The sequence below is a fragment of the Brevundimonas sp. Root1423 genome (assembly GCF_001426805.1).
Genome location: NZ_LMFL01000002.1, coordinates 1 through 20,958 on the forward strand (window position 1 = coordinate 1; position 20,958 = coordinate 20,958).

The window sequence follows — 20,958 nt, forward strand, 5'->3', positions numbered from 1 at the left end:
CAACTCCCGCCCGATCAGGAAGCGGTGTGAACAGGCGGCTGAGCTGGTCCGCCGTCATGCCCGGACCCGTGTCCGCGATCTCGATCAGAACGGCGTGGCCAAGATGAAGGCCCAGATGGCCGACGGCGTGGCCAAGATGAAGGCCCAGATGGCCGACAGCGGTGTCGACGACCGCATGATTGCGCGCCAGGAAGCCATCATCTCCTCGATGACCAAGGCCGAGCGCAAGAAGCCCGATCTGCTGAACGCCAGCCGCAAGAAGCGCGTCGCCGCCGGCGCCGGCGTCGAGGTCCAGGACATCAACCGCCTGCTCAAACAGCACCGCCAGATGGCCGACATGGTCAAGTCCATGTCGCGCGGCGGCGGCAAGGGCATGAAGCAGATGGCCGCCATGATGAAACAGCACCGCCAGATGGCCGACATGGTSAAGTCCATGTCGCGCGGCGGCGGCAAGGGCATGAARCAGATGGCCGCCATGATGGGCGGTCTCGGCGGYGGCGGCCTCGGCGGCGGCCCCGACATGGCGCGACTGAAGGCGATGGGGGGCGGCCGCATGCCCGAACCCTCAGCCGACGAACTGAAAGCCCTTCAGGACCGCATCGCGGGTCTGGGCGGCGGACAACTTCCGGGGGGCCTTCCGGGCCTGCCGGGCTTCCCTCCCAAGAAATAGAACGACCAARGAAAGAGACTGAAAATGCTKAAGATTCGTCTGGCCCGCGGYGGCGCCAAGAAGCGCCCCTACTACTACATYGTCGTCGCCGACAGCCACTCGCCSCGCGACGGCAAATTCATCGAGCGCGTCGGCACCTACAACCCGATGCTGCCGCGCGACGGCGAGCAGAAGCGCGTCACCCTGAAGACCGACCGGATCTCGGAATGGCTCGCCAAGGGCGCCCAGCCGACCGACCGCGTGGCCCGCTTCCTGAGCCAGGACGAAGCCYTGGCCGGCAAGGTCAARTGGACCCAGTCGAACAACCCGAACAAGGCGCAGCCGGGCAAGAAGGCCCAGGAACGCGCCGCCGAGCGCGCCCAGCGYGAAGCCGACCGYGCGGAAGCAGAAGCTGCAGCCAAGGTGGAAGCCGCYGARGCCGCCGTCCGCGCCAAGGAAGARGCCAAGGCCGCCGCTGAAGCCGCCAAGAACGCTCCGGCCCCCGAGCCCGAAGCSGCTGCTGAAGAGGCTCCGGCCGCTGAAGTGACGGAAGAAGCCCCGGCTGAAGCCGCCGCGGAAGAGGCTCCGGCCGAAGCCGCTGCTGAAGAAGCCCCGGCCGCTGAAGCGACCGAGGAAGAGAAGACCGAGGCCTGATCCGGTGATCCTTCTCCCCTCCGGGGGAGAAGGTGGCCGCCGGAGGCGGTCGGATGAGGGGCTGTTGGACGTGGAGCAGGACGATGGGGCCGGGATCGGANGCGCGCCGACGGCACGCCCGGCCTGACCCTGATGCGCGCCGACGGCACGCCCGGCCTGACCCTGACCTCGGCCCGGCCCGAGAAGACCGCCGTGGTCGGCCGCGCSAAGGAGATCGCCACCAAGGAACAGGCCGACGCGATGCGCGGGCTGAAGCTCTACATCCACCGCGACCGTCTGCCCGAGCCGGACGAGGACGAATTCTACCTGGCCGACCTGGTCGGGCTGGAAGCGCGCGATCCCGAGGGCGTGGTGCTGGGCTCCATTCGCGCGGTGCAGAATTTCGGCGCCGACGACATGCTGGAGATCGCACCGGCGGCGGGCGGGCCGACCTGGTACCTGCCGTTCACGAAAGAAGCCGTGCCCGCGCTGCACATCGCCGACGGCTGGCTGCTGGCCGTCCGGCCGACCGAGATCGGCGAGCGCGAGCCCGACTGAACCGGCGCCGTTCCGGCGCGTTACGCCGTCTCATTCAAAGGGAAGGCGCAACGCATGAGTATCTTCAGTTCCATCTGGAACCGCATCCGGGGTCGCCGCGACGAGGTCACCCCCACCTCGGCGCCGGCTCCGCAGACAACGCCCGGCACCTTCGCCCCGACCGCGGCCGCGCCGGTCGACGTCGAGGCGGTGCTCGCCTCCATGGCCGAACTCAAGGGTGAGGGAGCCGGCAACTGGCGCACCTCGATCGTCGACCTGCTCAAGCTGCTCGGGCTGGAGTCGAATCTGGAGGCCCGCAAGGAGCTGGCCGAGGAACTGGGCGTCAACGCCGGCCCGCACGGCAGCGCCGAACAGAACATCGCCCTGTCGAAGGCCGTCTGGCGCAAGATGGCCGAGAACGGCGGCCTGGTGCCGGATTCGCTCAGGGACTGAGACGGGGCGCGCGGCCGGACGACCCGGCCGCGCCGCACCGTCTAGCTGTTGTCCTCGGTCGGAGCCCCCGGCCCGTTCTTCTGGATCGAATCGATGGCGTTCCGGGCCGAGGCCTTGGACGAATAGCCCTCGCTCGAGAAGATGGTCTCTGCGTTGTATTTGAAGCGGACGCGGAACTCGCCCGCCTTGTCCTTGTAGATCTCGAACTTGTGGGCCACGGCGAAATCTCCTGTCAGGGGAAACGCCACGCTGTCACGACCGCGATCGGCGGAAAACCGCGAAACGCCCGGTTCGTGACACAGGCGCGTGATCGGAGCCGGAAGGCCCGGCCGGGCGTTTCGCCGCCATGCCCTCCAGCGTCATCCGCCGTTTCAGCTACGACGAACCGCCCCGCCGCCTGCGCGTGACCTTCACCAGCGGCGACGTCTACGACTATTTCGACGTGCCGCCGGAGGTGGAGGCGGCGTTCCGCGCCGCCTTCTCGAAAGGCCGGTTCTTCGCCTCGGACATCCGCGACCGCTACCCGTTCGAGCGGGTGTCGATCGCGATACCCTGAGCCCTTGCAGGCGGTGTGGCGGACCGAGTCATGCTGACCGTCCGGCAAAGACCGCCGTCGTCCCCGGCTGCATGAACTGCAACGCCTGAACCGCCATCCGCGCCGAAAGCGCCGATCCGGCAAGGGTTCAGCCAGCGGCTTCCTCGTCGGCCGCCATGCCCATCATGTGGAAGCCGGCGTCGACGTGGATGACCTCGCCCGTGGTCGAGAAGCCGAGGTCCGAGCACAGCCACAGGGCGGCGCCGGCGACGCCCTCCATCGAGGTGTCCTCCTTCATCGCCGACATGGCCCGGCCCTGGCTGATCATGCCGCGGCCGCCCGAAAGGGCGGAGAAGCCGAGGTCCGAGCACAGCCACAGGGCGGCGCCGGCGACGCCCTCCATCGAGGTGTCCTCCTTCATCGCCGACATGGCCCGGCCCTGGCTGATCATGCCGCGGCCGCCCGAGATGCCGGCCAGCGACAGGGTGCGCATGGCCCCCGCCGAGATGGCGTTGCAGCGGATGCCCTTCGGGCCCAGGTCCCGGGCGATGTAGCGGGTCGCCGCCTCCAGCGCCGCCTTGGCCACGCCCATGGTGTTGTAGTTGGGGATGGCCCGCTCGGAGCCGAGATAGGTCATGGTCACCAGCGAACCGCCGTTGGGCATCAGCTTCGACGCCCGCTTCGCCACATCGACGAAGCTGAAGGCCGAGATGTTCATGGCCAGCAGGAAGCTGTCGCGGCTGGTGTTGTCTACGAAGCTGCCCTTGAGTTCGTCCTTGTTGGCGAAGGCCACCGAATGGATGACGAAGTCGATCGTGCCGAAGGCCTTTTCCAGCTCGGCGAAGGCGGCGTCCATCGAGGCGTCGTCGGTGACGTCGGCCTGGATCAGCAGTTTGGCGCCGACGCTTTCGGCCAGCGGCCGCACGCGGCGCTCGAGGCCCTCGCCCAGATAGGTGAAGGCCAGTTCGGCGCCCTGGGCCGCCAGCTGGGAGGCGATGCCCCAGGCGATGGAGTTGGCGTTCGCGACCCCCATGATCAGGCCCTTCTTGCCCTTCATGAGTTCGCCGGTCGGCATGTTCCAGCCTTCGGAAGCGGCCATGGGATGCATCTCCATCTTGCGTCGGCCGCTCGTGTCGGGGCCGTTCGGTGTGGCCGGAGGGGTAGCAGCGGCGGCGGCGCGGGGGAAGCCGCGATGGTGCGCGGGGCCGCCCGCGTTCCCCCGGTCGCCAATCGACGTTATGGTTGTGCCGCTTCGGCAGGAGGACGGCATGAAGGTCGATCGTCTGAAGGGGGTGGTGGCGACCACCGGCGCCCGCATCGTCGCGGAGGTCGCGCCGCCAGGCGCGGACCGGGCCGGACCGATCGAGGTCAACGCGGCCGCCGCGGTCGATCTTCTGAAGGCGCGGGTCGACGCCACCGTCCCCGGCCAGCTGGAAACCCCCGAACGGCAGGCCCTGCGCACCCTGCAGCTTCAGGAAGGCGGCCGGAAAGCCTCGCTGTCCGAGCTGGAGCGGACCATCGGCAGCGACGATCTGGTCGACCTCAACTATCTGCTGCGCGGGCTGGACGCGGCGCGGCCGGTGGGGCGGATCACCATCCTCGACGGCGGCGGGCGGGCGCTGGGCGACGCCACCGGCTTCCTGATCACCCCGAACCTGTTGCTGACCAACCAGCATGTCCTGCCCGACATGGCCGCGGCCGCTGCCTCGCGGGTCGATTTCGACTGCGAGCTGGATCGGCTGGGGTTTCCGCGCCCGACCACCACCTTCGCCTTCGATCCCGGCCGGTTTTTCGTCGTCGACCCCGCCCTGGACATGGCCCTGGTCGCGGTCCGCGCCCGGCCGCTGAAGGGCGACGCCCGGCTGTCGGACTTCGGCTGGCTGAGGCTCAGCCCCGAGGTGGGCAAGATCAACGTCGGCGAGGCCATCACCATCATCCAGCACCCCAACGGCCGGACCAAACAGGTGGCCCTGCGCGAGAACCGGCTGCTGGACATCACCGCCGACCACCTGACGTATGAATCCGACACCGCGCCGGGATCGTCGGGGGCGCCGGTGTTCAACGATTCCTGGCAGGTGGTCGCCCTGCACCATTCGGGCGTGCCGCGGAAGGACGCCCAGGGCCGCTGGCTGCTGCAGAACGGCAGGCCGGCGACCGACGACGACGACGACGCCGACATCGACTGGATCGCCAACGAGGGCGTCCGCGCCAGCCGCATCGCGACCACGGCCCTGGCGATGGCGCCCGCCGGCGCCCTGCGGGACGAGCTGGAGGCCTGCTGTCAGGGCCGCGTCGAAACTCCGGTCCCGGCCACGGAGCGGTCGACAGGCCCGATCCTTGTCGTGGGCGGCGCGCCCGTCGGCCCGTCGGCCGCCGCGCCGGCGGGGGCCGCGGTCCTGACCGTGCCCCTGACCCTCGCCATCAGCCTGGGCCAGACGTCCGGGCCAGCCCTCGCCGCCGGCGCGGGCGTCGGCGCGATCGAGAAGGTGGTCGAGCCCTGGCACGACCCGAACTATCCCGGACGCACCGGCTACGATCCCCGCTTCCTCGGCCTCTCCGTCCCCCTGCCGACGCTGCGGGACCCCTCCGTGGCGGCGCGGATGCACGACGGCGGGGTGGTCGTGCCCTACCAGAATTTCTCGCTGGTCATGCACAGGGCGCGGCGCGTGTGCCTGTTCACGGCCTCCAACGTCGATGGCTCCCCCGCCGCCAAGGAGCCGGATCCGACCCGGTCCTACAACCGCGACGCCCTGGGCGGCCTGGCCGAGAACGATTTCGAGCGCTGGTTCCTCGATCCCCGCCTGCCGGCCGACGCCCAGCTGCCGGACCGCTTCTTCGACAAGGACCGCAAGGCCTTCGACAAGGGCCATCTGGTGCGGCGCGAAGAGGTCTGCTGGGGCGCGGACTACGCCCAGGTGCGCCGCGCCAACGGCGACACCTATCACGTCACCAACTGCACGCCCCAGGTGGCGGGGTTCAACCGCTCGAACCGCCGGGGCGTCTGGGGCCTGCTGGAAAACCTGATCGAGGCCCAGGGCCGGGTCGAGCGCTATTCGCTGTTCGCCGGGCCGCTGCTGGCGGCGGACGATCCGGTCTTCGTCGGCGTGGATGACGACGGGCCGATCCAGGTGAGGATCCCGCGCGCCTACTGGAAGGTGGTGGTCGCGCGCGGGCAGGCCGGGCTGGAGGCCTTCGGCTTCCTGCTGGAACAGGACCTGACCCAGGTCGCGTTCGAATTCGCGGTCGATCCGGTGTGGCGCGCCCGCATGATCCCGCTGAATACGCTGCAGGACCGGATCGGACTGATCCGGTTCCCCCGGGCAGTGATGCGGGCCGACAGGGGCGCCTGAGGCGTCAGCCCGCCGCCCCCTCGCGCCGGCGCGTCAGCCGCCGCAGCAGCGGGGCCGCCGTCACGCCGTGGACCAGGATCGAGACCAGGATGATGAAGCCGACGACGGCCCACAGCCGCTCGCTGTCGCCGAACTCGCCGTGGTTCAGCGCATAGGCGACATAATAGACCGAGCCGACGCCGCGGATGCCGAGGAAGGACAGCAGCAGCCGCTCGCGCATCGGCTGGCGCGATCCGATCATGGCGATCATGCCGGCGACGGGCCGGACCACGAAGACCACCGCCAGCCCGACCAGGGCGTCGATCCATGTCAGGGACGCCAGCAGGCCGTTGGCCAGGGCGCCGCCGAACAGGACCAGCAGCAGCATCATCAGCAGCCGTTCGATCTGGTCCGAGAAGTCGTGCATCTCCTGATGAAAATCGTGGTCCCTTTCCCGCGCGCGCAGGGTCAGGGCGCAGATGAAGACGGCGAGAAAGCCGTAGCCGTGCGCCAGCTCGGCCGCCGCATAGGCCAGCAGGGTCGCCGCCAGGGCCACCAGACCGTCGCCGAACCGGGCGGCCTCCTTGCTGCGTCGAAAGACGAGACGGCCGAACACCAGGCCGCACAGGACGCCGACCCCGGCGCCCGCGAGCAGTTTCCAGCCGACCTTGACCGTGAACCAGTCGGTCAGCGCCCCGCTCGTGGCGAGACCTCCGGCCGCCGCCAGTATGGCCAGATGCACGAACGGGAAGGCCAAGGCGTCATTCAGCCCCGCCTCCGAGGTCAGGCCGAAGCGCACCTCGTCCTCGTCTCCCGACTGCGGCGGCCCGACCTGGACGTCGGCGGCCAGCACCGGATCGGTCGGGGCCATGGCGGCTCCCAGCAGCAGGGCCATGGCCAGGCTGAAACCCAGTCCGGCCAGGCCCAGCCAGGCCACGGCGACGATGGTCAGGGGCATGGCGATGGCCAGCAGCCGCCAGGTCGAGGCCCACCGCCGCCATCCCAGCGGCCGGTCGATTTTCAGCCCCGCGCCCATCAGGCTGATGATGACGACCAGCTCGGTCAGCCGCTCGGTGGCCGTGTCCCAGGTGCGCGGGTCGGGGTTGAACGACAGCAGGCCGGTACTGAAGATCACCACGCCCAAGACCACGCACAGGATGGCGAGGGTGAGCGGCAGGGGCTTGAGCCCGACCGGCGCCCAGGACACCAGCAGGATCGCGGCCCCGAGGCCCAGCAGGAACAGGATATAGGGGTCGAGGGTCAGGCCGGGCTCCCAAGGGTCAGGTTCTGGGGGTTTCATAACCGGAAAACCCGGTCAGAATGCAGGGAACGCCCACCGGAGTCTTCGGATGCGCCTCTTGATCCTTCTGTCCGCCCTCGTCGCGTGCGGTCTTGCGGCGCCGGAAGCCGCCATGGCCCAGGCCGGTCCGCCGCCGTTGCGGGTCAAGGTGCTGCTGGCCTCTTCCCCGCATCTCGACGCTGCGGCGCGGGCCCGGCACGACGCCATGCTGCAGAGCCTGTCGGCGGGCGGGCCGTCCGGCGGCTGGTTCGAAATTCTGCCGACGGGGCTGGACCTCGCCGAGTTCGAGCACTGCACCATCTCGGCCCAGGACACCCGCACCTGCGCCAGTCGCCAGTTGGCCGAACAAGGGGCGACGGGCGCCACGATCGTCGTCCTCGCCGGCGGCGAGGGGGAGCGCGCAAGCTGGATCTGCGTGGGGACGGGCGCACGACCGACCTCGCCCGAACGGCAGGCCATTCGCTTCGACCTGAACGCCGGCCTCGACACCGCATCTCCGAAGCGGATGGAGACCCGCGCGGCGGCGGCCGGCTGCATCACCAGCGCGGGCGCCGAGAGCGGCTGGTAGAGCCGCCGGTCAGACCTTGCTGAGGATCAGCGTCCCGTTGGTGCCGCCGAAGCCGAAGCTGTTGGACATGACGTGCTTGAGTTCGCCGTCGTGCCGCTTGCGCAGGATCGGCATGCCCTCGAACTCGGGGTCGAGGGTCTCGATGTGGGCGCTTTCGGCGGCGAAGCCGTGCTTCATCATCAGCAGGCAGTAGATCGCCTCCTGCGCCCCGGCGGCGCCGAGCGAATGGCCGGTCAGCGACTTGGTCGAGGAGATCATCGGCAGGTCGTCGCCGAAGACGTTGCGCACCGCGCCCATCTCCTTGGAATCGCCCACCGGGGTCGAGGTGCCGTGCGGGTTGAGGTAGTCGATCTTCGGATTGCCGGCCATGTCGAGCGCGATCTTCATGCAGCGCTCGGCGCCCTCGCCCGAGGGGGCGACCATGTCGTAGCCATCCGAATTGGCGCCGTAGCCGGTGACCTCGGCGTAGATGGTCGCGCCGCGCGCCTTCGCTCGCTCATACTCTTCCAGCACCACGATGCCGGCCCCGCCGGCGATGACGAAGCCGTCGCGGGCGACGTCATAGGCGCGGCTGGCGACCGACGGCGTTTCGTTGAAGTTGGACGACATGGCGCCCATGGCGTCGAACATGTTGGACATCGACCAGTCGATGTCCTCGCAGCCGCCGGCGAAGACCACGTCCTGCTTGCCCCAGGCGATCTGTTCCGCGGCCGCGCCGATGCAGTGGGCGCTGGTCGCGCAGGCCGAGGAGATCGAATAGTTGATCCCCTTGAGCTGGAACCAGGTGGCCAGAACGGCCGAGGGACCCGAGGCCATGGCCTTGGGCACGGCGAACGGCCCGATACGCTTGGGCGAGGTCTTCTCGACCGTGGTGGCGGCGGCCTGGAGGATGATCTGGGTCGAGGGGCCGCCCTCGCCGACGATGACGCCGATGCGGTCGGACTGGATCTCGTCCGCGGTCATGCCCGAGTCCTTCAGCGCCTCCTCGAAGGCGATATGGCCCCAGGCCGTGCCGTTGGCGAGGAAGCGGGCGGCGCGGCGATCAACGTGCGGGGCCCAGTCCTCGGCCGTCACGCCCAGCGCCGGCGGGGCCCAGACCTGCGAGCGGAAGCCGTATTTGATGTGGTCCGGAGCGGCGACGACGCCGGAGCGCGCGTCGCGCAGCGAGGCCGCGACCTCATCCTGACCCGTGCCGATGGAGGAGACGATACCCAGGCCGGTGACGACGACACGCCGCATGTTTGTTTCCCTTGTCAGTCTTCAGTCGCCGCGTTCGCCGCGGTCTTCAGTGGAAGCGGATCAGCCGCCGGCCGGTTCAACCGCGCCGCCGAAAAGCCCGACGCGCATGTCCTGGCAGGTGTAGATCACCTCCCCGTCCGCCTCGAGCACGCCGTCGGCGATGCCCATGACCAGCCGGCGATTGATCACCCGCTTCAGGTCGATCTTGTACACCACCTTCTTGATGTCGGGGGTGACCTGACCGGTGAATTTGACGTCGCCGACACCCAGGGCGCGGCCCTTGCCGGGTCCGCCGATCCAGCCGAGGTAGAAGCCGACCAGCTGCCACATGGCGTCGAGCCCCAGACAGCCGGGCATGACGGGATCGCCGATGAAGTGGCACTGGAAGAACCAGAGGTCCGGATGGATATCCAGCTCGGCCTCGACATAGCCCTTGCCGTGCGCGCCACCGTCGCCGTTGATCGTCGTGATCCGGTCGAACATCAGCATCGGCGGGGCCGGCAGCTTCGCATTGCCGGGACCGAACAGGTCGCCCCGGCCCGCGGCCAGCAGGGCCTCGTAATCGAACGACGACGGATGTTGTGACTGGCTCAACGGCGGCCTCCGGCAGGTGTTGCCGTCGGGTTACACGACGCGGGCGGCCGGCTCAACATACGTTGTCGCGCGCCGCTTCGGAGGAACGAGCCGTCTAGCGGCCCCGCCCGGCCGGCCGCGATGCGCTGCACAGGGCCCGCTCCTGGGCGCCGAACACCGCCATCTGGCGGACCCAGCCGCGCAGGCGGCGCACGCGAACCTCGCACCAGCCGTCCTCGCATTCGTCCATCGAGGCCAGGGCGTGGGGGCTGAGGCGGGCCCGCACGGGCGCCGTGTCCGACCGGCCGGCGCGGATCGGCACCTCGGCATCCGACGCGTTGAGCACGCTGCGACGGCTGGATACCACGCTGCGGTGGACCCAGGCGACCGCGCCCTCGGGATCGCAGATCTTGCGCCATTCCGTGGTCTCGGCGACGACCTGCACCGGCAGGCCCGAGGCGCGATATTCCCACAGGATGCGGTAGTCCAGGCCCGGTCCGGAGCGGGCCCGGACCTCGGAGGACTTCAGCGACAGCCAGCGCGGCACCGGCTGGCCGCTGGGCGTCGGCCGGCCGTCCGGCATGGTCTGGCCTGCGCCGCCGACCATGGCGGCGCCGAGAACCGCCGCGAGGACAGCCAGCCTTTGGAGGCGGGAGCGAGCTTTGCTAGACACCGTCTGCATCCGTGAAATCGAAGGCTTCGAATGTCCGCGCCCCGGCTTAAGGTCGTATTAACCAGACGCCTTCCGGACGCGGTGGAGACCCGCGCCCGCGAACTGTTCGACGCCGAACTGAACCTCACCGACCGGCCGATGGACCGCGCGGCGCTGGAGGCGGCCGTCCGGCGCGCCGACGTGCTGGTCCCCACCATCACCGACGTGATCGACGCCGACCTGATTTCGAAGGCCGGCGACCAGCTGAAGATGATCGCGAACTTCGGCGCGGGCGTGGACCATGTCGACATCGACGCCGCCGTGGCGCGCGGGATCATCGTCACCAACACCCCGGGCGTCCTGACCGAGGACACGGCCGACCTGGCCATGGCCCTGATCCTCGCGGTCAGCCGGCGCATCGTCGAGGGCGCCGAGGTGGTGGCGGCGGGCGGCTTCGAGGGCTGGACCCCGACCTGGATGTGCGGGCGCAAACTGTGGGGCAAGCGGCTCGGCATCGTCGGCATGGGCCGGATCGGTCAGGCCCTGGCCCGCCGCGCAAAGGCGTTCGGGCTGCAGGTCCACTATCACAACCGCAAACCCGTCCCCGCCCTGATCGCCGAGGAGTTGGGGGCGACATACTGGGACGATCTGGACCAGATGCTGGCGCGGATGGACCTGATCTCGCTGAATTGCCCAGCGACGAAGGACACCCATCATCTGCTGTCGGCCGACCGGCTGGCCCGGCTTCAACCCCACGCCATCCTGATCAACACCGCCCGCGGCGAGCTGATCGACGAGGCGGCCCTCGCCGACGCCGTCGCGCGCCGCGCGATCGCCGGCGTCGGGCTGGACGTCTATGAGCACGAGCCGGCCATCCATCCGGGCCTGCTGAATCACGCCAATGTCGTGCTGCTGCCCCACCTCGGATCCGCGACCCTCGAGGCGCGTCAGGACATGGGCGACCGGGTCATCGCCAACATCCTGACCTTCCGCAACGGCCACCGTCCGGCCGACCGCGTCATTCCGGCCATGCTGTGATTCCCGAAGCTTGACGGCAGGGCGAACCTTGGGTTGATAGACCGCGGGGAAGTATCGGGGGCGCATGATGATAATGGGCAGTTCCGCGGCGACGCGGCTGGCGCTTTCGCGCCGCGGACTTCTGGCCGGGGCCGGCGGCCTGGCGCTGACGACGGCGGCGGCGCCCGCGGCCGCCCGGCAGGCGCGGCCGCACGCCCTGGCCGACTTCTTCACGCCCTCGGCGACCCGCGGGGTCGCCCTGTCGCCCAACGGCGAACGCATCGCCATCATCCGCGAGCTGCGCGAGGGCGGCGAGCGGCGCACCGTGCTCGACCTGGTCGAGGCGGCCGATCCGGCCCGGCCGGCGATCCGCTCGCCGCTGGGCGACGTCGAGTGCGAAACCATGGAATGGGCCAACAACGACCGGGTGCTGGTCGGGATCAAGCTGACCACCCGGACCGGGCGCGACAACCGGTCGGCCAGTTCGTTCATCTCCGCCGCCGGCGTCGAGGTGGTGTCGCGCCGGATGCTGTCGATCGACCCCGCGACGGGCGGGGCCGTGGCCCTGTTCGGCGACGACCGTCAGCGGATGCGCCGGGCGCGCGAGCTCGGCGTGGTGGTCGACCTGCTGCCCGACGATCCGGACCATGTGCTGATGGCCTCGAGCACCAGCCTCGGCGTGATCGCCCTGTACCGGGTCGATGTCCGCACCGGCTCCGCCGAGGAGGTCGAGCGCGGCGACAACGACACCTTCCACTGGGAGACCCAGGACGGCGTGCCGGTGATCCGGTACGACATCAACCTCAGCGGCACGGTGATCACCCTGCACGGCCGGGCGCCGGGAGAGCGGGACTGGCGGATGCTGCGCCGCGTCCGCGTCGAGGAGGCGCCGGACTTCGCATGGATCACCCAGACCGACCGGCCCGGAGTGGTGCTGGTTTCGGCGCGGCAGGAGGGGGAGGACGTCGAATCGATCCGCGAACTCGATCTGCGGACCTTCGAATTCGGCGCCCCGCTGGCGTCCCGGCCGGGCGCCGACGTGTCCGGCGCGGTGCTGGACGACCGGGGCCGCTATCTCGGCGCCGCCTTCTGGAAGGATCGGCTCGAATACGACTTCGCCGTACCCGAGCTGGCCGCCCACCACCGGGCCATGAACCGGTTCTTCAACAATGAATGCAACGTCGAACTGGTCGATGCGGATGTCGCCCTCAACCGGTTCGTCACCTATGTGACGGGCCCGCGCGAACCCGGCGCCTGGTACCTCTACGACCGCGGCGCGCGCAGCTACGTCAACCTGGCGCAGCGCACGGCGCTGACCGCGGAGCGCCTCGGCCCGGCCGAGGCGGTGACCGTCGCGACCCGCGACGGGGCGAGCATCACCGCCTATCTGACGGCCCCGCCCGGCGCGGCGCCCGGACCGCTGGTGGTTCTGGCCCACGGCGGGCCGGAACTGCGCGACACCCTGGGCTGGGACCGGCAGGGGCAAGTCCTGGCCGCCCAGGGCTGGTGGGTGCTGCAGCCCAATTTCCGCGGCTCCGGGGGCTACGGCTTGGGCTTCGCCAGCCAGGGCTGGGGCCGCTGGGGCGAGCGGATGCAGGAGGACGTCGAGGACGCCATCGCCCAGGTGGTGGCGGTCAAAGGGCTGGACGCCGACCGGGTGGCCATCATGGGCTCCAGCTACGGCGGCTATGCGGCCCTGATGGGGGCCGTGCGGCGCCCTGAGCTCTACAAGGCGGCGATCGGGATCGCCGGCGTCTTCGACCTGCCGGATATGCTGGAACACGTCGCGCGGCGCGACGATTCGCCGGGCAAGGAGGCCTATGAGTTCTGGACCAAGCGGATCGGCCAGCCGCAGGCCGACGCCGCGCGCCTGGCCCAGGCCTCGCCGCGCCGCCGGGCCGGCGAGGTCGCCTGCCCCGTGCTGCTCGTCCACGGCGTCGACGACGCCACCGTGCCGGTGTTCCAGTCGCGGCGAATGAAGGACGCCCTGCAGGCCGCCGGCAAGTCCGTCGACTATCGCGAGATCCCCGACGTCGGCCATGGCGGCTGGGAGGAGGAGGTCGAGCAGGAGATGATGGAGCGCTGCATCGCCCTGTTGCGCCGGGTCTTCGCCTGAAGCGGCGGCGGCGTCAGCCGCACACCGGACAGGCGGGGTCGGCGGCGATCCGCACCGTGCGCGCGGTTCCGGCCAGGCCGTCATAGACCAGCAACCGCCCGGCCAGGGCCTCGCCCGCGCCGGCGACGATCTTGATCGCCTCCAGCGCCGCCATCGCCCCGACCACCCCGGCCACGGCCCCGACCACGCCGACGCGGGCGCAGGTCTCGGCGTCGGGCGGAGCGGCGGGGACGAGACAGCAGTAGCAGGGCCGGCCGGAGAAGACCGCGACCTGGCCGCTCCAGCGCCCGAGGGCTCCCGAAACCAGCGGGATCCGGGCCGCCATGCAGGCGGCGTTGACGGCGAAGCGCGCGTCGAAGTCGTCGGTCCCGTCGATGACCGCGTCGCAGCCGGCGACCAGCCGGGCCGCATTCCCCGGGGTCAGGCGTTCGGCGACCGGTTCGATGCCGACATGGGGGTTGAGGGCGGCCAGGGCCGCCGCCCCGGCCCCGACCTTGGTCCGCCCCAGGTCGGCCGTATCGAACTGGACCTGGCGTTGCAGGTTGGACAGGGCGACGACGTCGTCGTCGATCAGCCGCAGGGTCCCGACGCCGGCCGCGGCCAGATACAGGGCGGCCGGCCCGCCGACCCCGCCCATGCCGACGACGGCGACGCGGGCGGCCTTCAGCCGCTGCTGGCCCGGCCCGCCCACCTCGGACAGGACCAGGTGGCGGGCATAGCGTTCGATTTCATCGTCGGAAAAGCTCACCGCTCTCCGTTAGGCCGTGATCGGCCGGACGTCACGCGGGTTGGCGTCACGAGCTCGGCGTCACGCCGCCGTGCGATACTCGAGCATCGCCTGGGCCTCGCGCGCGGTGAGGCTCGACAGGCAGGGCAGGCCCAGCCTGTCGAGGAGGGCCTCAGGCTCGCCGCACAACGCCATGGGGTCGGTCAGGGCTCGCGACGTGATAGGCGTGTCGATGAGTATCCGCAGGCCCGAGTGGCGGGGGTCGACCAGCAGACGACGCATCAGCCGGTCGACATCGCTCCGCCCGCCCTCGATCGCCTGCAGGATATGGCCCTGATGGAACATCACGCAGCTGGTGATGTGGTCCCGCCGGTTGTTGCGGTCCGCATGGCCCAGAATCTGGGCGATGGACAGGGTTGATACGCCCGTCGCGCCGACCGCTTCGCTGGCATAAATGACGCGATGGAGCACGGAGCCTCCGGTTCATGGCAAATTATGGGGTATAGTTTGTCAATGTAACAGGTTACATTGGTGATATTATGGCCGGGCGCGGCCATTGTATTTTCGACGTTTCCCGCTTGTCGCGCCGCATTTCGGTCGCCATCTGAAGTGGATGGCTGACAACACATCCCCCTTCCCCGACTGGCACGGCACCACCATCCTGGCGGTGCGCAAGGACGGTCGCACCGTGATCGCGGGCGACGGCCAGGTCTCCATGGGCCCGACCATCGTCAAGGGCGCGGCGCGCAAGGTCCGCGTCCTCGCCGATGGAAAGGTGCTGGCCGGCTTTGCCGGGGCGACGGCCGACGCCTTCACCCTGATCGAGCGGCTGGAAGCCAAGCTGGAGCAATATCCCGACCAGCTGGCCCGCGCCTGCGTCGACCTGGCCAAGGACTGGCGCACCGACCGCTATCTGCGCCGGCTCGAGGCGATGCTGCTGGTGGCGGACAAGACCTCCATCTTCACCGTCACCGGCGTGGGCGACGTGCTGGAGCCCGAGCACGGGGTGGCCGCTGTCGGATCGGGCGGCAATTTCGCCCTGTCCGCGGCCCGCGCCCTGATCGATCATACCGAACTGGATGCGGAACAGATCGCGCGGCGGGCCATGGCGATCGCGGCGGACATCTGCGTCTACACCAACGGCAATCTGACCGTCGAGACGCTGGACTGAGCCTGTCGGGAAATTAACGGGACAGGGCTTCGGTTCTGGCCGCCAATGCGGGGGGAGGATGTCTCATGCGCGCTTTCGTCTTCACCGCGGCCGTGCTGGCCGTCACGCCCGCCCTCGCCCAGACGCCTGACGCGGCGCCGATCGTCGCCGCGGAGCGGGCCTTCGCGGCCGACGCGCCCTCGATGGGGATCGCCGGCAGTTTCAACAAATGGTCCGTCCCCGACGCCATTCTGATCGCCGGCGGAACCGTGCAGCGGATCGGCGAGGTCTATCCCGACGGACCCCGGCCCGCGGACGAACCCCTGCTGGAGTGGTGGCCGAATTTCGCCGGGATCGCCCGGTCGGGGGATATGGGCTTCACCACCGGCGGCGTGGCCGTGAACGGCCGGCGGACCGGGCACTATTTCACCATCTGGAAGAAGCAGCCGGACGGGTCGTGGAAGTGGGTCTACGACGGCGGATCGGGGGCCAGCGCCGCCGAGGTCCCGGGACCGGACAGCGAGCCGGTGATCCTGCCGCCCGGCCCGGAGCTGCTGCAGGTGGTCGAATCGCTGGACCGCCCGCCGCCGCCCCTGCCGCCCGACCGGGCGATGACGGCGGTCAGGGCGCGGGAGGCCGAGCTGGCCCGGGCCGCCGCGACCGACCAGAAGGCCGCCCATCTGGCGGCCATGGCTGACAATGGACGGCTTTATGTCGCGCCCCGGCCGCCCGCGATCGGCCGGGAGGCCTTCGCCGAGGCGCTGTCCGACTGGCCCGCCACGTTCCGGTTCGGCCCGACCGAAGGCGGCGGACAGTCGCAGTACGGCGACCTGGTCTGGACCTACGGCCCCGCCGCCTGGGCGCGGGACGGCCAGGACCGGACCGGCCACTATGTGCGGCTGTGGCAGCGCCAGGAGGGCGGATGGAAGATCGTCCTGGCCCAGCTGATCCCGGCCCCGCCGCCGCCGTCTTCGCCGCCGCCCCCTCCCGCCGGAGGTTGAGCCGCCCTATCTGCCTTTCATGACCGACCTCTCTCCCCGCGAAATCGTCTCCGAACTCGACCGCTTCATCGTCGGTCAGGACGCCGCCAAGCGCGCCGTCGCCGTGGCCCTGCGCAACCGCTGGCGGCGCAAGCGCGTACCCGACGAGCTGCGCGACGAGGTGACGCCCAAGAACATCCTGATGATCGGCCCCACCGGCGTCGGCAAGACCGAGATCGCCCGGCGTCTGGCCCGGCTGGCGGGCTCGCCCTCCCTCAAGGTCGAGGCGACCAAATTCACCGAGGTCGGCTATGTCGGTCGCGACGTCGACCAGATCATGCGCGACCTCGTCGAGGCCGCCCTGGTCATGGTCCGCGACAAGCGGCGTACGGGCGTCAAGGCCAAGGCCGAAGGCGCGGCGGAGGAGCGCATCCTCGACGCCCTCGTCGGTCCCGGATCGCAGCCGGCCACGCGCGAGAGCTTCCGCAAGAAACTCCGGGCCGGCGAACTGGACGACAAGGAGATCGAGGTCACCCTGGCCGACACGGCCTCGCCGCTCCAGGGGCTCGACCTGCCCGGCGGCGGCAATGTCGGCATGATCAATCTGTCGGAAATGCTGGGCAAGCTGGGCGGCGGCCGGACGAAGACGGCCAAGCTCGTCGTGCGCGACGCCGTCGCGCCCCTGGTCGCCGAGGAGAGCGACAGGCTGCTGGACCAGGAAAGCCTGATCACGGAGGCCCTGCTTCTGGCCGAGAACGAGGGCATCGTCTTCATCGACGAGATCGACAAGGTGGCCGGCCGGTCCGACCGCTCGGGCGGCGACGTGTCGCGCGAGGGCGTGCAGCGCGACCTGCTGCCGCTGATCGAGGGCACCACCGTCTCGACCAAGTACGGGCCGGTGAAGTCGGACCATGTGCTGTTCATCGCCTCGGGCGCCTTCCACGTCGCCAAGCCGTCGGACCTGCTGCCCGAGCTTCAGGGCCGGCTGCCGATCCGCGTCGAATTGAAGGCCCTGACCCGCGACGACTTCGTCCGCATCCTGACCGAGCCCGAGGCCAATCTGATCCGCCAGAACCAGGCTTTGCTGGCCACCGAGAACGTGACCCTGACCTTCACCCCCGACGCGGTCGAGGCCATGGCGGACGCGGCCGTGGCGGCCAACGGGGCGGTCGAGAACATCGGCGCGCGGCGTCTGGTGACGGTGATCGAGCGGGTGCTGGAGGAAACCAGCTTCAGGGCGTCCGACCTGGCCGGCCAGACCGTGGCCTTCGACGGGCCGAAGGTGCGCGACCTCGTCGGCGACCTGGCCCGCGACGCCGACCTGAGCCGGTTCATCCTCTAGGCGCGGCAACCCTGGGGGGCTCCGGACCGTATCTCCGCGCGACGATCACGCGAAGGACGCTCCATGACCCCGATCCGCACGGCCCTTGTCGCCGCCGCCGCCCTCTGCTCGATCCCGGCGCCCGTCGCCGCCCAGGCGCGCGTCGTGAACCTCGACCAGTTCGACGGCCGCTGGTTCGAGATCGCGCGCAGTCCCAACGACGTGCAGAAGGACTGCCGCCGCGCCCAGATCGATTTCAACCCGCAGGCCCGGGCCAGCCGCTACGGCGTCGTCGTCACCTGCACGCGTCGGGCCGACGGCGCCGTGGAGACCCTGCGCGCCAACGCCCGCGTCACCGATCCCGGGACCAACGCCCGCTTCCGCTTCACCCTGACCGGCCTGCTCGGCGTCGGCGGTCTGGCCGGGCAGAATTACTGGGTCCAGGACCACGCGCCCGACTACAGCTGGGCCATCCTGGCCCTGCCGAACAAGTCCGACTGGTGGGTCTGGCATCGCAGCCAGAGCCCGTCCGAAGCCGAACGGGCGCGTCTGGTCGCCCGCGCCCGGGCCCTTGGCCTCGACACGGCGAACGTGGTCCACACCGGCCGCTGAACCGGCGCACCTCTCGCTTGAAATCGGAACACAAGCGGAACATAAGTCGGGCATGCCCGCCGCCGCCGTGTCCATCGAACTGGTCTTCAGCCGCCCTGAAACGACCCTGTCGGTGACGCGGGGCGCCGCGCGGCTGATGATCGACCTCGGCTATGCGCCCTTGCTGGAGGTGGGCCTGCCCAACGGTCGCCGCGCCGACGTCATGGCCCTCGGACCGCGCGGCGACATCGTCATCTGCGAGGTCAAGTCCGGGCTCGACGACTATCGCGTCGACCGCAAATGGGGCGAGTACGGCCCGTTCTGCGACGCCTTCTATTTCGCCGTCGCGCCCGAGTTTCCGTCGGACATCCTGCCTGACCATCCGGGCCTGATCGTCGCCGACGGCTTCGGCGGGGCGGTGGTGCGCGACGCCCCCCTGGCACCGCTGGCGCCGGCGCGCCGCAAGGCCCTGACCATCGCCTTCGCCCGGCTGGGCGCGATGCGGACCCTGCGCGACTATGCGGGGGGCTGAGCCTTTTCGACCACCGGCCCGCTCTCGCCCGTCGACATGATGGCCGCGGAGGACGCCGCGCAACCGCTCAGCCGGGTTTCGCCGATCCGCACCATGGCGGTCAGCGGATAGGTGCGATCGCTCATGCCGTCGGAACATTCGGTGGCGACGAGGGTGATGTCGAGACCCGTTCCGGCAACGGTCTGCGTCTCCCAGGTCGCCGTGGTGCCCTGAACGACGGGCTTCGGCTGCGGGGCCCTCTGCTCCGGAGGCTCGGGGGTCGTATAGACCACTTCTGTCCCGGTCAGTTCGATGCTCCAGAAGGGCTCGGTGCCCAGCGCCCGAACGGGCTTCCCGAGGTCCACGCCCGCCAGCATCGGCGCCGGCTCGACGGCCGGCGTCGCCGGCGCCGGTTCCTCACCCTGCGAACAGGCCGACAGGACAAGGGCGGATACGGCGGCGAGGGCGATCAGACGCATGGGGGGTCTCCGGATATGGCGGACACCAAGCGCGGGCGGCGCTCGCGGGTCAAGTCCGCGGACTACAGCCAGCCCTTCCGCTTGAACCAGGCCAGCGGCAGCATGACCGACACGACCATGGCGGCGAGGGCGGCCGGATAGCCCCAGGGCTTGGACAACTCCGGCATGAAATCGAAATTCATGCCGTAGATCGAGGCGATCAGGGTCGGCGGCAGCAGGGCGACCGCAGCCACCGAGAAGATCTTGATGATCGACGACTGCTCGATGTTGATAAGGCCCAGCGCCGCCGACAACTGGAAATTGATCGAGGCCGCGACCGTGTGATTGTGCGCCGACAGGCTTTCGGCGTCGCGGGCGAGGGAGCGCAGATGGGCGCGACCTTCGTCCGTGGCCATCCGTTCGTCTATGCCGACGAAGGCGAAGATGCGGGCCAGCCCGGCCAGGCTCTGCTCGATGCGGGCGTTCGTCATCTGGGCCCGGCCCAGCTTGGTGATCAGCTTTTCGAAGCCGACGGTCCTGCCGCCCGAGAAGACGTGGCCGGCGATGCCCTCGACCCGAACCACCGTGCCGGACAGGATGTCCGAAACCCGGTCGATCACGGTCTCCATCAGATGCAGGAAGATATCGGGTCCCGTGGCGCACAGCCGCGGCTCGCGCGCCAGTTTTTCAGCCATCAGGGCGAAGGGCTTGGGGTCGACGTAGCGGATGGTCACCAGCGGCCCGTCGGTGACCACGAAGGTGACGGGCTCGACGCCCGGAATCTCCTCGTCCCCGTGGATGATGATGTCGGCGGTGGCGTAGGTGGCCCCGTTCTCGCGATAGACGCGGCTGGACGCCTCCAGCTCGGCCATCTCCTCGCGGGTGGGAATGGACAGGCCCAGCGCCTTTTCCACGGCGGCGTCTTCCTCGCGGCTGGGCTTGACCATGTCGATCCAGACGGCGTCGGGCGGCAGCACCCAGCTCGCCGGATCGACGGGCGGCTCACAGGCGGACCGCCCCGCGCACCAGACGCGGATCATGCCGGACGACGGGCGAGAAGGTTCAGGTCAGGGCTGGCCCGAAGGGGCGTCGGCCGAAGCCATGAGCACGCCCTCGACGGTCTGCGCCGGGGCTTTGTAGATGAAGCCGTAGGTCGGATAGACGGAGGTGCCCAGATCATGAATCGGGTTGTACCAGACCTTGACCGCGCTCCAATCACCCGACGGCGAAACGTCGACGACGGTGACGTTTTCCTCGACGCGGCCGCGGCTGCCGCCCCAGTTGGCGTGGGTCACGCGGATGACGCGGTCGGTCAGAATGTCGGAGACGACGGCCACATGGCCCCGGCTCATCCGGCCGCTGGGCTGGAAGGCCAGAACGGCGCCGGTCTCGGGCCGGCCGCCGGTGCGGAACTTGCCCTGGGCCTGGCGCCACCAGGTGAGGGCGTCGCCGAAGATGTTGATGCCCGAAAACATACGGGCGAAGGTCACGCACTGCCAGTATGGCTCATCGGCCTTCGCAACGGGCGCATAGCCCAGCGCAGAAAATCCGAGGGTCGCTGCAACCGCAGCGGCTGTGAGCCGTTTCATCATGCTGGCGTGTGTCCCCGACGTCCGATG

24 protein-coding genes and 1 pseudogene are annotated in these 20,958 nt (G+C 70.0%); 14 read left to right on the forward strand and 11 right to left on the reverse strand.

Features of this window, described 5'->3' with window-relative positions:
- The 4 genes and pseudogenes from ASD25_RS02420 to ASD25_RS02435 all read left to right on the forward strand — a co-directional run.
- A pseudogene (locus ASD25_RS02420) lies at window positions 1-670 on the forward strand (hypothetical protein); the annotation flags it as partial.
- A 24-nt stretch (window positions 671-694) separates the two neighbouring features.
- The gene (gene rpsP, locus ASD25_RS02425; RefSeq protein ID WP_056614938.1) at window positions 695-1,303 is read left to right on the forward strand and encodes a 30S ribosomal protein S16; all 609 of its coding nucleotides are present in this window, start codon (window positions 695-697) and stop codon (window positions 1,301-1,303) included.
- A 132-nt stretch (window positions 1,304-1,435) separates the two neighbouring features.
- On the forward strand, window positions 1,436-1,840 hold the full coding sequence (gene rimM / locus ASD25_RS02430; protein ID WP_082572168.1) for a ribosome maturation factor RimM: 405 nt from the start codon (window positions 1,436-1,438) through the stop codon (window positions 1,838-1,840).
- Window positions 1,841-1,894: 54 nt separating this feature from the next.
- Window positions 1,895-2,272 carry a DUF3597 domain-containing protein gene (locus tag ASD25_RS02435; protein ID WP_055826554.1) on the forward strand — a complete coding sequence of 126 codons (378 nt, stop codon included), beginning with the start codon at window positions 1,895-1,897 and terminating at the stop codon, window positions 2,270-2,272.
- Window positions 2,273-2,313: 41 nt separating this feature from the next.
- Here ASD25_RS02435 and ASD25_RS29075 read toward each other — a convergent pair whose 3' ends face one another.
- A complete protein-coding gene (locus ASD25_RS29075) occupies window positions 2,314-2,490 on the reverse strand; it encodes a YegP family protein (protein ID WP_082559977.1) in 177 nt (58 codons plus the stop codon).
- 128 nt (window positions 2,491-2,618) lie between these two features.
- Here ASD25_RS29075 and ASD25_RS02440 point away from each other — a divergent pair, with 128 nt between their 5' ends.
- Window positions 2,619-2,828 carry a KTSC domain-containing protein gene (locus ASD25_RS02440; RefSeq protein ID WP_055826551.1) on the forward strand — a complete coding sequence of 70 codons (210 nt, stop codon included), beginning with the start codon at window positions 2,619-2,621 and terminating at the stop codon, window positions 2,826-2,828.
- Window positions 2,829-2,955: 127 nt separating this feature from the next.
- Here the strand turns inward: ASD25_RS02440 and ASD25_RS02445 are convergent, their stop codons facing one another.
- A complete protein-coding gene (locus ASD25_RS02445; RefSeq protein ID WP_162252053.1) occupies window positions 2,956-3,882 on the reverse strand; it encodes an enoyl-ACP reductase in 927 nt (308 codons plus the stop codon).
- A gap of 193 nt (window positions 3,883-4,075) precedes the next feature.
- On the opposite strand from ASD25_RS02445, the gene ASD25_RS02450 reads away from it, so the two are divergent.
- Window positions 4,076-6,157, forward strand: coding sequence for a DNA/RNA non-specific endonuclease (locus tag ASD25_RS02450; RefSeq protein ID WP_055826548.1), 2,082 nt, complete (start codon window positions 4,076-4,078; stop codon window positions 6,155-6,157).
- A gap of 4 nt (window positions 6,158-6,161) precedes the next feature.
- On the opposite strand, the gene ASD25_RS02455 is transcribed toward ASD25_RS02450, so the two are convergent.
- Window positions 6,162-7,436 carry a sodium:proton antiporter gene (locus tag ASD25_RS02455; protein WP_055826544.1) on the reverse strand — a complete coding sequence of 425 codons (1,275 nt, stop codon included), beginning with the start codon at window positions 7,434-7,436 and terminating at the stop codon, window positions 6,162-6,164.
- 49 nt (window positions 7,437-7,485) lie between these two features.
- Here ASD25_RS02455 and ASD25_RS02460 point away from each other — a divergent pair, with 49 nt between their 5' ends.
- On the forward strand, window positions 7,486-8,004 hold the full coding sequence (locus ASD25_RS02460; protein WP_055826541.1) for a hypothetical protein: 519 nt from the start codon (window positions 7,486-7,488) through the stop codon (window positions 8,002-8,004).
- A 9-nt stretch (window positions 8,005-8,013) separates the two neighbouring features.
- Here ASD25_RS02460 and fabB read toward each other — a convergent pair whose 3' ends face one another.
- From fabB to ASD25_RS02475, 3 genes are all read right to left on the reverse strand, one after another.
- On the reverse strand, window positions 8,014-9,243 hold the full coding sequence (fabB, locus tag ASD25_RS02465) for a beta-ketoacyl-ACP synthase I (RefSeq protein ID WP_055826539.1): 1,230 nt from the start codon (window positions 9,241-9,243) through the stop codon (window positions 8,014-8,016).
- A gap of 60 nt (window positions 9,244-9,303) precedes the next feature.
- Window positions 9,304-9,837 carry a 3-hydroxyacyl-[acyl-carrier-protein] dehydratase FabA gene (fabA, locus tag ASD25_RS02470; protein ID WP_055826536.1) on the reverse strand — a complete coding sequence of 178 codons (534 nt, stop codon included), beginning with the start codon at window positions 9,835-9,837 and terminating at the stop codon, window positions 9,304-9,306.
- 94 nt (window positions 9,838-9,931) lie between these two features.
- Window positions 9,932-10,498, reverse strand: coding sequence for an SH3 domain-containing protein (locus ASD25_RS02475; RefSeq protein WP_235562573.1), 567 nt, complete (start codon window positions 10,496-10,498; stop codon window positions 9,932-9,934).
- Between the two features lie 21 nt (window positions 10,499-10,519).
- Here ASD25_RS02475 and ASD25_RS02480 point away from each other — a divergent pair, with 21 nt between their 5' ends.
- The gene (locus tag ASD25_RS02480) at window positions 10,520-11,506 is read left to right on the forward strand and encodes a D-glycerate dehydrogenase (protein ID WP_055826530.1); all 987 of its coding nucleotides are present in this window, start codon (window positions 10,520-10,522) and stop codon (window positions 11,504-11,506) included.
- Window positions 11,507-11,579: 73 nt separating this feature from the next.
- Window positions 11,580-13,601, forward strand: a complete 2,022-nt coding sequence (locus ASD25_RS02485) for a S9 family peptidase (RefSeq protein ID WP_055826528.1) — start codon at window positions 11,580-11,582, stop codon at window positions 13,599-13,601.
- 13 nt (window positions 13,602-13,614) lie between these two features.
- Here ASD25_RS02485 and ASD25_RS02490 read toward each other — a convergent pair whose 3' ends face one another.
- Together ASD25_RS02490 and ASD25_RS02495 are read right to left on the reverse strand one after the other, a co-directional pair.
- A complete protein-coding gene (locus tag ASD25_RS02490; RefSeq protein WP_055826525.1) occupies window positions 13,615-14,349 on the reverse strand; it encodes a molybdopterin-synthase adenylyltransferase MoeB in 735 nt (244 codons plus the stop codon).
- A 60-nt stretch (window positions 14,350-14,409) separates the two neighbouring features.
- Window positions 14,410-14,799 (reverse strand): BLUF domain-containing protein, encoded by a 390-nt coding sequence (locus ASD25_RS02495; RefSeq protein WP_055826522.1) that lies wholly within the window; start codon window positions 14,797-14,799, stop codon window positions 14,410-14,412.
- 142 nt (window positions 14,800-14,941) lie between these two features.
- Here ASD25_RS02495 and hslV point away from each other — a divergent pair, with 142 nt between their 5' ends.
- From hslV to mmcB, 5 genes are all read left to right on the forward strand, one after another.
- Complete coding sequence (hslV, locus tag ASD25_RS02500) at window positions 14,942-15,499, forward strand: ATP-dependent protease subunit HslV (protein WP_055826519.1); 558 nt, start codon at window positions 14,942-14,944, stop codon at window positions 15,497-15,499.
- A gap of 65 nt (window positions 15,500-15,564) precedes the next feature.
- Entirely contained in the window at window positions 15,565-16,479 is a 915-nt protein-coding gene (locus ASD25_RS02505) for a DUF4440 domain-containing protein (RefSeq protein ID WP_055826514.1), read from the forward strand.
- Between the two features lie 19 nt (window positions 16,480-16,498).
- Window positions 16,499-17,800, forward strand: a complete 1,302-nt coding sequence (hslU, locus tag ASD25_RS02510) for an ATP-dependent protease ATPase subunit HslU (protein WP_055826511.1) — start codon at window positions 16,499-16,501, stop codon at window positions 17,798-17,800.
- A 63-nt stretch (window positions 17,801-17,863) separates the two neighbouring features.
- The gene (locus ASD25_RS02515; RefSeq protein WP_055826510.1) at window positions 17,864-18,391 is read left to right on the forward strand and encodes a lipocalin family protein; all 528 of its coding nucleotides are present in this window, start codon (window positions 17,864-17,866) and stop codon (window positions 18,389-18,391) included.
- A gap of 52 nt (window positions 18,392-18,443) precedes the next feature.
- Window positions 18,444-18,902 (forward strand): DNA repair putative endonuclease MmcB, encoded by a 459-nt coding sequence (gene mmcB / locus ASD25_RS02520; RefSeq protein ID WP_055826507.1) that lies wholly within the window; start codon window positions 18,444-18,446, stop codon window positions 18,900-18,902.
- Here mmcB and ASD25_RS02525 read toward each other — a convergent pair.
- The 3 genes from ASD25_RS02525 to ASD25_RS02535 all read right to left on the reverse strand — a co-directional run bounded on the left by ASD25_RS02525 (window position 18,887) and on the right by ASD25_RS02535 (window position 20,928).
- Window positions 18,887-19,360 (reverse strand): COG3650 family protein, encoded by a 474-nt coding sequence (locus ASD25_RS02525; RefSeq protein WP_055826505.1) that lies wholly within the window; start codon window positions 19,358-19,360, stop codon window positions 18,887-18,889. The two genes, mmcB and ASD25_RS02525, sit on opposite strands and share 16 nt — an antisense overlap.
- 62 nt (window positions 19,361-19,422) lie before the next feature.
- Entirely contained in the window at window positions 19,423-20,379 is a 957-nt protein-coding gene (locus tag ASD25_RS02530) for a magnesium transporter CorA family protein (RefSeq protein WP_055826502.1), read from the reverse strand.
- A gap of 27 nt (window positions 20,380-20,406) precedes the next feature.
- Window positions 20,407-20,928, reverse strand: coding sequence for a CHAP domain-containing protein (locus ASD25_RS02535; protein WP_235562574.1), 522 nt, complete (start codon window positions 20,926-20,928; stop codon window positions 20,407-20,409).
- Window positions 20,929-20,958 lie beyond the last annotated feature (30 nt).